The sequence below is a fragment of the Streptomyces sp. NPDC030991 genome (genome assembly GCF_055571235.1).
The window spans coordinates 1-12,678 of sequence record NZ_JBVIFR010000002.1; the positions used below are offsets into that span (position 1 = coordinate 1).

Genomic DNA, 12,678 nt, shown 5'->3' on the forward strand with positions numbered 1-12,678 from the left:
ACAAACGCGACTACATCTTCAACGGCACCCTCACCGTCGCAGCGATCGCCATCTGGCTCCGCGACACCGTCCAAGAGCCATCAGAAACGACCTAGTAGCCCCAGTAGAGCGACGACCTTTGCATGCCGCCCCAACTCGCCCCCCATTGCCGGAACCTTCTCAATGAAGGCCGGCCCGCCCTGCGCATGAGGTGAGAGGTGGGTGCGTGGCGCCATGCAAGAGGGAAAGTCACGCACCCACGGCGGCGGAGCACCACGCAAACGCGAGGATGCCCATGAGCGGGGTGGCGCCACTACAGCGCCTCTCTTGCGGTGCTAGAGCAAGCCGCGCGACGATGCTGCCATGACGATCAATGACGCCTGGTACGGGATCGAGGAGTGGCTACGGAGTCAGGCTCCCGCAACATACGCGTCACTTCCCGAGCCAGCCAGCCACGATGACCTGGCCGCCATCGAGCGACAGTTGGGCATGCCTTGCCCGGACGGGCTTCGAGAGTCGCTCCTGCGACATGATGGGTCAGGAGAGCTGATCCTGCCCATTTTCTACCGATTCGCCACCGCTCGGCAGATCGAGCACGAGTACCGGCAGATGGTGGCAGCCGATGAACGCCGCACACGGCAGCTGAGAGAACAGCACCAGGAACGCCCCCATCAGTTCCCCAACCCCTTGCCGGGTGAACATCTGGTCTGGAACCCGAAGTGGATTCCTGTCTGTTATGACGAGAGCGGCAACCTCTTGTTCATCAGCCAGGTCGAGGATGAGACCCTTGGCAAGATCGGCATGTTCGACGTCGACTCCGGCGGATCCTTCGATGACAACCCGGCATTCCTGACGCTGACTCATCTCATGCAAGCAACCGGCAACGCTCTGCGAGCCGCCCGCTTTGATATGTGGGGCCAGTGGTACCCCTGCACAGACAATGACGGCTTCCTGGAGTGGCAGGAGGCAGACGAGACCTAACCGAGCGTTTGGTGTTGTTTCGCGGCGATAGATTGCGATTTGGCGACCTAGCCTCATTGGGGCAGGTGGGTGCAGCGAGCGAGCAGGCGGTGACGTGCGGCAGAGGACTGTTTCGTCCCGGTGCCTCCTGCCTCCTCCCAACTCGACCCGTCCGCGCATCCTTTACCCACTGGCCAGGCCGCTCGCCGCGCGGTACATCCAAAACATGACCCCGCACACCGGGTATCCCAGCGACCTGTCCGACGACCGCTGGCAGCTGATCGATCCGCTGATGCCGGCCGATCCGGTCCGTGGACGATGATGGGCCACCAACCACCGCCGGATCCTGGAAGCTATCGCGTGGAAGTACCGCACCTGCTCACCCTGGGGCGATCTGCCAGAAGAGCTGGGGCCCTTTCAGACCGCGCACAAGCGCCTGATCAGGTGGGCCGTGGACGGCACATGGGAACGGGTCCTCGCGGCGGTACTTGCAGTGGCGGATGCCGATGACGACGTGGGCTGGACGGTCTCGGTGGACTCCACCGTCTGCCGGGCTCACCAGCATTCGGCCGGAGCCAGGAAAAGGGGGCGCCCGGCCGGTCCGAGCCTGAGGACCACGCGCTCGGACGTTCCCGCGGCGGCTTGAGCACGAAGGTCCACTTGGCCAGCGACAAACGGGCGCGGCCTCTGTCTATCCACGTCACTGCAGGCCAGGCCGGTGATGCGCCAGCCTTCGAGGCGGTCATGGCCGGAATCCGGGTCCCGCGAAGAGGACTCGGTAGGCCAAGAACCCGTCCTGCGGTCGTGCTTGCGGATCGCGCCTACTCTTCCCGCGCGATCCGTGGACACCTCCGTCGGCGTGGCATCCGTGGCGTGGAGCCGCGGCATATTGTCGCCTTCACGTTCACCGACCGGGCGGCCGGAGAGTTGAAGCAGCGCATCGTCTCTCGCGTCCGAGAGGAACTGGGAGATGTCCGTGGATTGGCCGAGCTTTTCGTTGGCACCATGCACGGCTACGCCTTGAGCATGCTGCAGTCCCAGGTGCCGGAAACGTTCAAATGCACTGTCCTCAGCATCGTCGACACGAGGGAGGTGGAGGCGCTGGTCGACCGACACCTGCACGCTCCGTTCGCACCGGAGCCACTCAAGGAACAGCTGCGCAACGCGGCCATCCGCTCCGTCCACCGCTACCTCCGCGAGAACGGCTCTCGACTGGCCCTCACCGAGCACTCCGAGCAACCGGTGGAGGTGCACCTCACGCCGGGGGTGACGGTCAGCGGACGCATCGACCTGATCCGCCGGATCGACACCGGTGAGCAGTCCATCGTGGACTTCAAGTCCAAGGAGCGCGCCCAGGCTGACACTGTCACCCGCGATCATCTACACATCTACGTTGCGGGGTACGAGGAGCTGAGCGCCAAGCGCGCCGACCTCGTCGAGGTCCTGAACCTCGACGAGGGTAGCCGCAGTAGCCGCGAGGAGGTCAACGACACCCTGCTGAAGGAGATCGCCGGCAAGGTCGCCAAGGCCGGAGACCAACTCCGTCACAACGACATGCCCCGCAAGACCTCGTGGTGCAGCTCCTGCGCAGCCTGCGACTTCGCCGCCATCTGCCGGGACCGGCCCAACGCTCACTAGCACTTCTCGACTACATCGGCCCGTTGGGCCGCGGTGTTGTGCGATACCAGCACCACGGCCCAACCTGCACACCTCCGACACGACCTGCGAGGGCGTCTGGAACCCGAACAGGGAGAGGCGTTCTGGAGGTGATCACTTGTCCACCGTGTAGGCGACCTCTTCCCCGGCGGAGATGTGCGGGTCGAGATGCCTACTCCGCCCACGCCGGAGGAGCGTTGGCCGGGTGCCAACATCGAGGCGCACCCGCACATGGAGTGACCGCGTGGACCGCCCCCTGACCTCCGATGACGAGCCGCTACTGAGCGAGCCCGCTGGGGAGAATCTGGGGAGAATTGAGCCCCCTGGGGAGCGTCCGGGGAGAATCGGTTACACAGGGCCACACGAGCGTGAAAGATGCAGAAAGACACATCGGTGCAGGTCAGACCGCCTGAGTGATTCAAAAGCCCTGGTCAGCTGCCTGCGGTAGACGACTTCATGCCGAAGGTGCCCTGGAGGGTCGGCCGGGTGGTGAACAAGAGAGCTCCTAGCGGGTGGCGGTGGGAGAGTGCGGCATCGTACGAGAGGTCGCCGCGGCGGCGTCGGGGGCGGTGCCGTCGTCGGCGACGAGGTGGCAGGAGACCTCGCGGCCGCCTTCCAGGGTGCGCAGCGCGGGCACGTCCGTGCGGCAGCGGTCGACGGCGAGCGGGCAGCGCGTGTGGAAGCGGCAGCCGGGCGGCGGCGCCAGCGGGCTCGGCAGCTCGCCGCTGAGGACGATGCGTTCGCGGGTGCGCTGCGTCACGGGGTCGGGGACGGGCGCGGCCGACAGCAGGGCCTGCGTGTAGGGGTGCTTGGGAGCGGCGAACAGCTGCTTGGTGGGGGCCTGTTCGACGATCTGGCCCAGGTACATCACGGCGATCCGGTCCGCCAGGTACTCGACGGCCGCCAGGTCGTGCGTGATGAACAGGCAGCCGAAGCCGCGGTCGCGCTGGAGGTCGGCGAGCAGGTTCAGGACGGATGCCTGCACGGAGACGTCGAGTGCGGACGTCGGCTCGTCGGCGACGAGGAGGTCGGGGTCCACGGAGAGCGCGCGGGCGATGGAGATGCGCTGCCGCTGGCCGCCGGAGAGCTCGTGCGGATGCCGGTCCGCGTGCTCGGGACGCAGCCCTACTTGCGCGAGAAGTTCGGCGACGCGCGCGTGGGCGGCTTCTTTGCCGCGGACGATGCCGTGCAGCCGCAGCGGCTCGGCGATGATCCGGCCGACCGTCATGCGCGGGTCGAGCGAGGAGGACGGGTCCTGGAAGACCAGGTGGAAGTGTCTGCGCAGCGGGCGCAGGGCGCGCCGCGACATGGTCGTCACGTCGGTGCCGTTGACGCGGACGGTGCCGCCGGTGGGTTCGTCGAGGCGGACGGCGCAGCGCCCGACGGTGGACTTGCCGCTGCCGGACTCGCCGACGAGGCCGACGACCTCGCCCCGGCCGACGGTCAGGGTGACGCCGTCGGCGGCGCGCACGGTGCCGCCCGCCCCGGCGAAGTGCCGCTCCAGGTCGACGAGTTCAAGTACCGAGGTGCTCTTCACAGCGCTCACGACGCGGTCTCCTGGAGGGTGTGCGGGTGCCAGCAGGCGGCGCGGTGCGTGGCATCGGCCCCGGCGTTCGGGTCGACGGCCTTGAAGCCGGGGCGGCTCGCGGTGCAGGTGGCGTCGGCGCGGGCGCAGCGCGGCGCGAACGTGCAGGCGTCGGGCTGTTCGTCGAGGCTCGGCACGAGCCCGGGGATCTCCGGCAGCCGCTCCTTGGCCTGGCCGGGGCGGAGCACGGCGGAGAGCAGTCCGCGCGTGTACGGGTGGCGGGGTGTCGCGAACAGCTCGTCGACGGGGGCCTGTTCGACGGGGCGACCCGCGTACATGACGAGGACCCGGTCGGCGATGTCGGCGACGACACCGAGGTCGTGCGTGATGAGCACGATGGCGGTGCCGAGGCGTTCGCGCAGCGACTGGAGGACTTCGAGGATGCCGGCCTGGACGGTCACGTCGAGGGCGGTGGTGGGCTCGTCGGCGATGAGCGCGGAGGGGTCGCAGGCGACCGCTATGGCGATCATGACGCGCTGGCGCATGCCGCCGGAGAGCTGGTGCGGGTACTCGTCGACGCGCTGGGCGGGTGCCGGGATGCCGACGAGGTCGAGGAGTTCGGCGGCACGCGCGCGTGCGTCCTTCTTGCTCAGCCCCTGGTGGCGGCGGAGCACCTCACCGATCTGCCGGCCGATGGTGAGCACCGGGTTCAGGGAGGTCATCGGCTCCTGGAAGATCATCGCGATGTCCTTGCCGCGGATCTTGCCGTACGCCTTGTCGTCGGCGCCCGCCAGCTCCTGTCCGCCGAGCCGGACGGAGCCGGTGATGTGCGCGGTGGGCGGCAGCAGCCCCATGACGGCCATGGAGGTGACGGACTTGCCGCAGCCGGACTCGCCCACCACGGCGAGGACCTCACCGGCGTGCAGGTCGTAGGAGAGGTGGTCGACGGCGTGGACGGTGCGGGTGTCGGAGCGGAAGGACACCGACAGGTCGCGCACGCGCAGCACGGGTTCAGGACTCATCGGGTGGCTCTTCTCACCGAGGCCCTTGACGTTGCCGACGTTGACGCCGATGCCCTGGTAGCCGAGCGAGGGCGAGTTGAACAGCTGGAGCTTGGTGTCGGTGAGGGCGCTCTTCACGTCGACCGGGGCCATCTGGTCGCCGACCTGGAGGTCGCCGGAGCGCAGATTGGCGAGGCGGACGCTGCCGTCCGGGATCGGCTTGTAGATCACCTTGTCGAGGTGGACCGAGTCGGCGTCGTAGTAGCGGGCGTCCTTGGTGAGGACGACGCGGTCGCCGCCGACGCGTTCGGCGAACTTGAACGGGCCGACGCAGGACGGGTGGTTGGTGAAGTCCTTGCCGTACTTCTTGAGCGCCGTCGGGGACATCACCATGCCGGCGCGGTCGGCGAGCACCGCGGTCAGCGGGACGTACGCCTGTTTGAGGGTGAGCCGCACGCGGTACCGGCCGGTGGCCTCGGCGCCCTTGAGCGGGGCGAGTTCGGTGGCGCGGGCCGAGCCCGGGAGGTCGCGGTGGCGGAGCAGGGAGGTGACGACGGCGGCGGCGTCGAGCCGGGTGCCGTCGCTGAACCGCGCGTCCTCGCGGACGTCGAAGGAGACGGTGCGGCCGTCGTCGGACACCTTCGGCAAAGCGGTGGCGAGCTGGGGCACGACCTTGCCCTCGGCGTCGACGTCGTAGAGCTTCTCGCACATCCCGGCGAAGACGGTGCGGCCGACGAGGGTCTGGGCGAGGGTCGGGTCGAGCTTGTCGGGGTCCGCGTTGAGGGCGACGGTGAGGGTGCCGCCGTCGCGGACGGGACGGTCGTCGGTCATCCGCTCGCCGCCGACCTCGGTGGCCGAGGACTGCAGGGAGCCGCAGCCCGCCGTTGTGGACATCACCAGGGCAACTGCCGCGAGGACAACCGCTGTTCGGCGCACGAGGGCATACCTCCGCCAGGGAGTGGTTCCGCAGGTGCCTGTATGGAGCGGCAGACCACCTGTGGGCGATCAAGGAATACCGCAGAACGTATTTCGCATACAGTCCGCAGGACAAGGGGGTCGTCCGGATGCCGGACGGGATTCGATGAAGATTGAATAACTGAGCGCGACATAGGGGGATGTGCGGGGCAGATCGAACCGGCGCCGGAGCGATGCCGGTCCCGTACCGGAGCGGTGCCGTCCGGAGAGCACACGGATAGCGCACGGATGGCGCACGAGAGCCCGGGCCGAGTACGCCGCCTACAGCGACTCGGCCCGGGCCCCGGGGATCGTTCAGGTGCCGCGCAGAACGGTCAGCTGTCCACCCAGCCGTGCTTGCGGCCGCTCTGCACCAGCTCGCGGCGGACCGCCAGGATCTGCTCGCCGGTCAGGGAGGGCGCGGCACGCAGCAGCAGCTCGGTGACCTCGTTGGTGAACTCGTCGACCCGGAGCACGTCGCACATCACGTCGTCGCCGTCGGCCGCGATCCGGGCGGACGTCGGCGGGGCGGTGCCCTCGGCGAGCCGCACGGACGACGCCTTGGGGCCGCGCTCGCCCTCCTCGATGTCGAACTCGACCTTCAGCCCGGTGCGCAGGTACGACTCCGGGATGAGCAGGTCGTTCACATGCAGGAAGACGTCCTCACCACCGTCGTCCGGCGCGATGAACCCGTAACCACGCGCTCCGTCGAAGCGCACCACACGACCGGCGACCACACCGACCCCCATCCATCCACCACGGCGGACCCGACGTCCGCGTCCTCGGCACCTTGTGCGGATCCTAGAGCCTGTCCCGCACGCCGTGCGCCAGGCGGTGGTGCCGAGTCGTCCGGTGCTGCCGAGGCCGAGCGCGGGCTCGGACACGATCGTGGGGTGACTCGGCGCAGCCCCACGGCGGCGTCGGCGTCGCCCGCGGTGATCCGCATACCGGAGTCGGGGGCGTGATCCTACGTGGCCTCTCGCGCGGCGTCCGGAGCGCGGGCGGCGACAAGGCCCGACTCGTAGGCGAACACGACCAGTTGGGCCCGGTCGCGGGCGCCGAGCTTGGTCATGGCACGGCTGATGTGGGTCTTGGCGGTGAAGGGGCTGATCACCATGTGCGCGGCGATCTCCTCGTTGGTGAGGCCGCGCGCGGCCAGCGCGGTGACCTCGCGCTCGCGCGGGGTGAGGCACTCCAGGCCCGGCGCCGTCGCACGGTCCGGGGGCCGGGCCACGAACGCGCCGATGAGGCGGCGTGTGAGGGACGGCGACAGCAGGGCGTCACCGCGCGCGACGACCGCGATGCCGGTGAGCAGGTCCTCCGGTTCGCTGTCCTTGAGCAGGAACCCGGACGCGCCCGCGCGCAACGCCTCGAAGACGTACTCGTCCAGGCCGTAGTTGGTGAGCATGACGACGCGCACGCCGGCCAGGGCGGGGTCGGCGGCGATGCGCCGGGTCGCCTCGATACCGCTGGTGCCGGGCATCTGCACGTCCATGAGGACCACGTCCGGTACGTGCTCCCGGACGAGGGCGACCCCCTCGTCGCCGCCCGCGGCCTCCCCCACGACCTCGATCCCGTCCTCGGCGTCGAGCAGCGCGCGGAACCCGGCGCGCATCAGCGCCTGGTCGTCGACGAGCGCCACACGGACGAGGGGGGCCGCGGGGTTCACGGGGGTCACGGCGCAGCCCCGGGGACGGCACCCTGGGGCGCTTGCCGGGTGCCGCGCGCACCGCGTGCGGGACGAGCGGCAAGGATCTCGGCGCCGCTCGTGCCGCCCGCTCCGGCCCGCGCTCCCGCGTCCGGCACCCCGCCGAGCGGCAGCCGCGCCCGCACCTCGAAGCCGCCGCCTTCCAGCGGCCCCGCGGACAGGGAGCCGCCCAGGGCGCCGACCCGCTCCCGCATGCCGGTCAGACCCGTACCCTCGGCGACCGGCCGGTCCGGGGACGCCGCACCCGTGTCCGTCACCTGAACCGTCAACTCGGCCTGCCCGTAGACCAGTCGGACCTCCGTCCGTGCCGCGGGGCCCGCGTGCCGTGCCACGTTCGTCAGGGCCTCCTGCACGATCCGGTACGCCGCCCGGTCCAGTGGCTCCGGCAGCGGGCGCTCGCCGCCTGCGACGGTGAGGGCGACGGAGATCCCCGCCGAACGGGCCCGCTCGACCAGCAGCGCGGGGCTGCCGGTGGGCTCGTCCGTGCGCAACACGTCCAGCGTCGAACGGAGTTCGCGCATCGCCTCGCCGCTCGCCTCCTGGATCGCGAGCAGCGCGGCCGGTATCTCCTCGCCGCGCTTGCGCGCGAGGTGGACGGCGACCCCGGCCTGGAGCTTGACGATGGAGATGCTGTGGGTGAGCGAGTCGTGCAACTCCCGCGCGATCCGCAGCCGTTCCTCGCCCGCACGGCGCAGCGCCGCCTCCTCCCGGGTGCGCTCGGCCTCCAGGGCCCGCTGCTCCGTCTGGTGCAGATACGCCTGCCAGTTCTTGTCGGCCAGCCCCGAGACGACCGCGCACAGGAACCAGCCCGCGAGCAGCATGCCCCGGGTGGCCGCGCCGTCCGCGGCGAGCGCGTCCCGCGTGATGTACAGGGCGAGGAAGGCGCCGGCTGTGGCGGCGGCCAGGCCGCGGTGTCCCACGCGGGCCGCCGTGTGCACCGCGACGCACACCGGCAGCGCCGCCCACGGCCCGGGGTGCGCGTGCACAACGTAGGCCGCCACCAGGGCTGTCGTGGTGAGCAGGACCGCTCTGGGTGCCTTGCGGTAGCCCGCCAGGGCCGCCGCGGACGCCGTCATCAGCACGTAGTCGAGCGGCGACGCGCCGTCGTCGCCGAGCGCCGCTGTGAGCACCACGACAGCGCCGGCCACCACCGCGAGCAGCGCGTCGGCCAGGTACGCGCGCCGGTCGGGCGGGGGCGGCGCGCCGCCTGTCCCGCCGGCCACCGCTCCCCCGCCCGCTGTCGTGCCCAAGTCCCCCGTCATGTCTGGAAGGTTAGGCGCCGCCACTGACATCGGCGTCCGCCGTGAGGACTGCTGCGGCGCGGCGGCTACTCCCCCGGGAGTAGACCGAGGTGGGCTCCGCCGTACGACGCCCGGGGCCGGGGCGCAGGGCGAACCTGAACGGGTCCGCGGCACCACACCGCCGCCCTGCCGAACCCCGCCCGGAGGAGTCCGCATGCCCGGCCCGTACCGCTACACGCGACCGCCGTCGCCCAAGTCGGCCACCGGCACCGCCGCCGCCGTCTACGCACAGAGCGCGGCCGACTTCGGCATCACCCACCCCCAGACGCTCGTCGTTCTCGCCTCCGCGCCCGAACTCCTCGCCCCCACCTGGGCGTTGCTGCGCGAGTCGCTGATCGCGGGCAGTGGTTCACGTACCGACCGCGAGCTGGTCGCGGCCGGTGCCTCCCTCGCGAACCGCTGCCCGTTCTGCGTCGACGCGCACGCCGTGCTGCTGCACGCGACCGGTGACCACGCCCTCGGCGAGGCGGTGGCCCGCGGGGAGCCCCCGCGCGACGAGCGGGCGGCCCGGCTCCTGGAGTGGGGCCGCGCCACCCGCGTGCCCGGTTCCCCGGCGCTGGCGCCGCCGCCGTTCGCCCGCGCCGACCTCGCCTCGCACTTCGGTACCGCGCTGACCTTCCACTTCATCAACCGGATCGTCTCCGCGCTCTGCACCGAGAGCCTGCTGCCGGCGGGCGCCCAGCGCCTGAGGGCGGTCCGCTCGCTCGCCGGCCGGAGCGTCTCCCGCGTCGTCCGCGCCCCGCACCGGCCCGGCACCTCGCTCGCCCTCCTCGACTCCACCGGCCCCGGCCCCGCCTGGGCGGCCGGTACCTCCGTCGGGCCCGCCTACGACGCCCTGCGCACCGCCGCCACGACCGGCGCCGGCCTCCTCGACGACGCCGACCTCGGCCTCGTACAGACGACGATCGCGCGGTGGGACGGCTCGCATCCGGTGCCCGGGTGGCCGGAGCTGCCGGACCGCGCCGACCGGCCGGGGGCGCGTCTGGCCCTGCTCGCCGCGCTCGCGCCGTACCGGATCACCGACGCGGACGTGGCGGCGTGGCGCGTGCCGCCGTTCACCGACCACTGCCTGGTCCATCTGATCGCGTACGGGGCGTTCGCCGCCGTCGACCGGATCGAGTCTGCGCTGCCCGTATCGCAACCCCTGGAGATACCGTGATCACCACCAACCTCCGCCAGCAGCAGGCCTGGAACGGTCCGCTCGGCCACCACTGGGCCGCCCACCACCAGCGCTTCGACGCGCTGCTCGGCGAGGCCGACGAGGCGCTGTTCGCGGCCGCCGCCATCGCGCCCGGCGACCGGGTCCTCGACATCGGCTGCGGCGCAGGGGCCACGACCCGCAGGGCGGCGCTGCTCGCCGCTCCGGGTGGCGCGCTCGGCGTCGACATCTCGCTGCCGCTGATCGCGCGGGCCCGCGCCCGGACCGCCGAGGAAGGGGTGCCGGGCGCGGCGTACGAGGTCGGGGACGCGCAGACGCATCCGTTCGCGCGGGGCGGGTACGACATCGCGCTCAGCCGCGGCGGCGTGATGTTCTTCGAGGACCACGTGGCGGCGTTCGCGAACGTGGCGCGCGCTCTGCGCGGGGGCGGGCGGCTCGTCCTCGTCTGCCCGCGCCGCCCGGGCCCGGAGGCGGAGGAGAGCACGGCACTCGCCCGGTTCGCCCGGCGCCTTGCCGAAGACGCCGAGGACGCGCCGCCCCTGCGGCCGGATCCCGACGCACGCGTGGCGGGCGCCGCGATGAACTCCCTGTCCGAGCCGTACCGGATCCACGCCGCGCTGCACCGCACCTTCCGCCGGATCGCCGTGGACCCGGTGGACGTGCACACCCGCTGGGGCGACTCCCCCGCCGACGCCGTCGACTTCCTGCTCTCCCGTGCCCCGGACCGGCGCGTGCCCGCCCGCACGCGCGCGGCCCTGGAGGACTCGCTCCGCCCGTACGCGACCACGAGCGGCGTGCGGACGCGCGCCGGGGTGTGGCTGGTCACCGCCGTACGCCGGGACGACGCCGGCGGGTGATGCCGGTGTGTGATGCGGAGGTGACAGAAGTGGCGGTATCGCCGCACAGCAACTCATGTGAGACTGGCGTCCCGCACCCCCCTGACGCAAGGGACGTACGCCGTGCGTTCTCTCCCTCTCCCGGTCACCCTGGCCGCCCGCCTGCTGCCGGTCGCCGTGCTCGCCTGCGCGGGCTGGGCCTGGTCCACGGGGCCGATGTCCGACTCCACCGACGAGGAGCACAAGGACGCGTCGCCGCGGCCGTCGGCCTCGGCCTCCCACGGACCCAGCGAGAGCGTGGCGGCGAAGACGTACGCGAAACCGCCCGCGCCCTGCACCGCCGTCACGACCCCGGCGGTCACCTCGCTCGTACCGGGCGCGAAGACGGCGGGCAAGGAGCTCGCGGCGACCGACGAATCGGTGCGCCGCGGCTGCTCCTGGAGCGCGCTCAAGGGGTACGACTACCGCTGGCTCGACGTCTCCTTCGAGGTCAAGGACTCCGACGCGCTCGCGAAGCGGGCTTTCGCCGCGGGGCGCGACGCGGACGGCGCGGCGCAGGACATCGGTGACGAGGCGCGGCTGGCCACGCACCTCGCCACCAAGGACAAGCAGCAGACGCGCGAGGCGGTGGTGACGGTCCGCGTGGCCAACACGCTGGTGACCGTCACCTACAACGGCAGCGACTTCGAGTCCAAGGGCGCGCCGTCCGCCGCCACCGTGGGCCAGGGTGCGGCACGGGCGGCGCGGGACGCCGTCACCGCGCTCCGCTCGTCGGGCCGGACTGCGGGATAGCCCGGCCGGACCGCCGTCAACCGCCGATGAACGGCGGCCAGTTGCGGATCTTCTTCTCCCGCGGCGGCGCGTACGTACGCACCTTGGACGTCGTGAGGCCGAGCCGTACGAGCGACTCGGCGACGGTCACGGCGGCCGCGACGCCGTCGACGACCGGGACCCCGGTGCGCTCCTTGACCCGCTCGGTCAGTTCGGCCATGCCGCCACAGCCCAGGCAGATCACTTCGGCCCGGTCGTCCCGGACGGCGCGCGCGGCCTCCTCGACGATGGCCTCGACCGCGGCGTCCGGGTCCCGTTCGAGGTCGAGGACGGCCATGCCACTGGCCCGTACGGAGGCGCACCGGTCGGTGAGTCCGGCCAGTTTGAGCCGGTCCTCGATGAGGGGCACGGCCCGGTCGAGCGTGGTGACGACGGAGTAGCGGTGCCCGAGGTACTGGGCGGTGGAGGCGGCCGCCTCGGTGATGTCGACGACCGGGACGTCGAGGAGTTCCTGAAGTCCCTCGCGCCCGTGCTCGCCGTACCCGGCCTGGATGACGGCGTCGAACGGTTCCGGGTAGGCGCGCACCGTCTCCATCACGGCGATCGCCGCGAGGTAGCTCTCGTAGTTGCCCTCGACGGACTCGGCGCCGAACGCCGGGGTGAGCGCCACGATCTCGGTGCCGGGCGCGGCGACGGCGCGGGCCTGGGCGCCGATGGCCTCGGTCATCGTCCCGGTGGTGTTGACGTTGCAGACGAGTATGCGCATGGCGGTGAGGTGCTGCTTTCTGTGCGGCGCCGCGATGTTCGACCACGGTCGCGGGCAGGGGT

At 71.5% G+C, this 12,678-nt stretch carries 11 protein-coding genes and 1 pseudogene; 6 read left to right on the forward strand and 6 right to left on the reverse strand.

Features of this window, described 5'->3' with window-relative positions:
• The first annotated feature begins 342 nt into the window (after window positions 1-342).
• From ACZ45E_RS03710 to ACZ45E_RS03720, 3 genes and pseudogenes are all read left to right on the forward strand, one after another.
• Window positions 343-960 carry an SMI1/KNR4 family protein gene (locus ACZ45E_RS03710; RefSeq protein ID WP_468216078.1) on the forward strand — a complete coding sequence of 206 codons (618 nt, stop codon included), beginning with the start codon at window positions 343-345 and terminating at the stop codon, window positions 958-960.
• A gap of 205 nt (window positions 961-1,165) precedes the next feature.
• Window positions 1,166-1,851 (forward strand): annotated as a pseudogene (locus tag ACZ45E_RS03715) (IS5 family transposase); the annotation flags it as partial.
• Window positions 1,852-1,866: 15 nt separating this feature from the next.
• A complete protein-coding gene (locus ACZ45E_RS03720; RefSeq protein WP_468217113.1) occupies window positions 1,867-2,577 on the forward strand; it encodes a PD-(D/E)XK nuclease family protein in 711 nt (236 codons plus the stop codon).
• Window positions 2,578-3,100: 523 nt separating this feature from the next.
• On the opposite strand, the gene ACZ45E_RS03725 is transcribed toward ACZ45E_RS03720, so the two are convergent.
• From ACZ45E_RS03725 to ACZ45E_RS03745, 5 genes are all read right to left on the reverse strand, one after another.
• Complete coding sequence (locus tag ACZ45E_RS03725; protein WP_468216080.1) at window positions 3,101-4,141, reverse strand: ABC transporter ATP-binding protein; 1,041 nt, start codon at window positions 4,139-4,141, stop codon at window positions 3,101-3,103.
• Window positions 4,138-6,057 (reverse strand): oligopeptide/dipeptide ABC transporter ATP-binding protein, encoded by a 1,920-nt coding sequence (locus tag ACZ45E_RS03730; RefSeq protein WP_468216083.1) that lies wholly within the window; start codon window positions 6,055-6,057, stop codon window positions 4,138-4,140. Before ACZ45E_RS03730 ends, ACZ45E_RS03725 begins: the two co-directional genes overlap by 4 nt.
• A 353-nt stretch (window positions 6,058-6,410) precedes the next feature.
• Window positions 6,411-6,824 carry a cold-shock protein gene (locus ACZ45E_RS03735; RefSeq protein ID WP_468216084.1) on the reverse strand — a complete coding sequence of 138 codons (414 nt, stop codon included), beginning with the start codon at window positions 6,822-6,824 and terminating at the stop codon, window positions 6,411-6,413.
• A 218-nt stretch (window positions 6,825-7,042) separates the two neighbouring features.
• The gene (locus ACZ45E_RS03740; protein ID WP_468216087.1) at window positions 7,043-7,753 is read right to left on the reverse strand and encodes a response regulator; all 711 of its coding nucleotides are present in this window, start codon (window positions 7,751-7,753) and stop codon (window positions 7,043-7,045) included.
• Window positions 7,750-9,045 carry a sensor histidine kinase gene (locus ACZ45E_RS03745; RefSeq protein WP_468216089.1) on the reverse strand — a complete coding sequence of 432 codons (1,296 nt, stop codon included), beginning with the start codon at window positions 9,043-9,045 and terminating at the stop codon, window positions 7,750-7,752. Before ACZ45E_RS03745 ends, ACZ45E_RS03740 begins: the two co-directional genes overlap by 4 nt.
• 193 nt (window positions 9,046-9,238) lie before the next feature.
• Here ACZ45E_RS03745 and ACZ45E_RS03750 point away from each other — a divergent pair, with 193 nt between their 5' ends.
• The 3 genes from ACZ45E_RS03750 to ACZ45E_RS03760 all read left to right on the forward strand — a co-directional run bounded on the left by ACZ45E_RS03750 (window position 9,239) and on the right by ACZ45E_RS03760 (window position 11,871).
• Complete coding sequence (locus ACZ45E_RS03750; RefSeq protein WP_468216092.1) at window positions 9,239-10,243, forward strand: carboxymuconolactone decarboxylase family protein; 1,005 nt, start codon at window positions 9,239-9,241, stop codon at window positions 10,241-10,243.
• On the forward strand, window positions 10,240-11,100 hold the full coding sequence (locus tag ACZ45E_RS03755; protein ID WP_468216094.1) for a class I SAM-dependent methyltransferase: 861 nt from the start codon (window positions 10,240-10,242) through the stop codon (window positions 11,098-11,100). Before ACZ45E_RS03750 ends, ACZ45E_RS03755 begins: the two co-directional genes overlap by 4 nt.
• Before the next feature lie 102 nt (window positions 11,101-11,202).
• Window positions 11,203-11,871 (forward strand): hypothetical protein, encoded by a 669-nt coding sequence (locus ACZ45E_RS03760; RefSeq protein WP_468216097.1) that lies wholly within the window; start codon window positions 11,203-11,205, stop codon window positions 11,869-11,871.
• Window positions 11,872-11,887: 16 nt separating this feature from the next.
• Here the strand turns inward: ACZ45E_RS03760 and ACZ45E_RS03765 are convergent, their stop codons facing one another.
• Window positions 11,888-12,616 carry an aspartate/glutamate racemase family protein gene (locus tag ACZ45E_RS03765; protein ID WP_468216100.1) on the reverse strand — a complete coding sequence of 243 codons (729 nt, stop codon included), beginning with the start codon at window positions 12,614-12,616 and terminating at the stop codon, window positions 11,888-11,890.
• Between the last annotated feature and the right edge of the window lie 62 nt (window positions 12,617-12,678).

Coding starts and splice junctions, on each gene's coding strand:
- ACZ45E_RS03710 (WP_468216078.1), top strand. CDS start 343: ATGACGATCAATGACGCCTGGTACGGGATCGAGGAGTGGCTACGGAGT.
- ACZ45E_RS03735 (WP_468216084.1), bottom strand. CDS start 6,824: ATGGGGGTCGGTGTGGTCGCCGGTCGTGTGGTGCGCTTCGACGGAGCG.
- ACZ45E_RS03745 (WP_468216089.1), bottom strand. CDS start 9,045: ATGACGGGGGACTTGGGCACGACAGCGGGCGGGGGAGCGGTGGCCGGC.
- ACZ45E_RS03750 (WP_468216092.1), top strand. CDS start 9,239: ATGCCCGGCCCGTACCGCTACACGCGACCGCCGTCGCCCAAGTCGGCC.
- ACZ45E_RS03765 (WP_468216100.1), bottom strand. CDS start 12,616: ATGCGCATACTCGTCTGCAACGTCAACACCACCGGGACGATGACCGAG.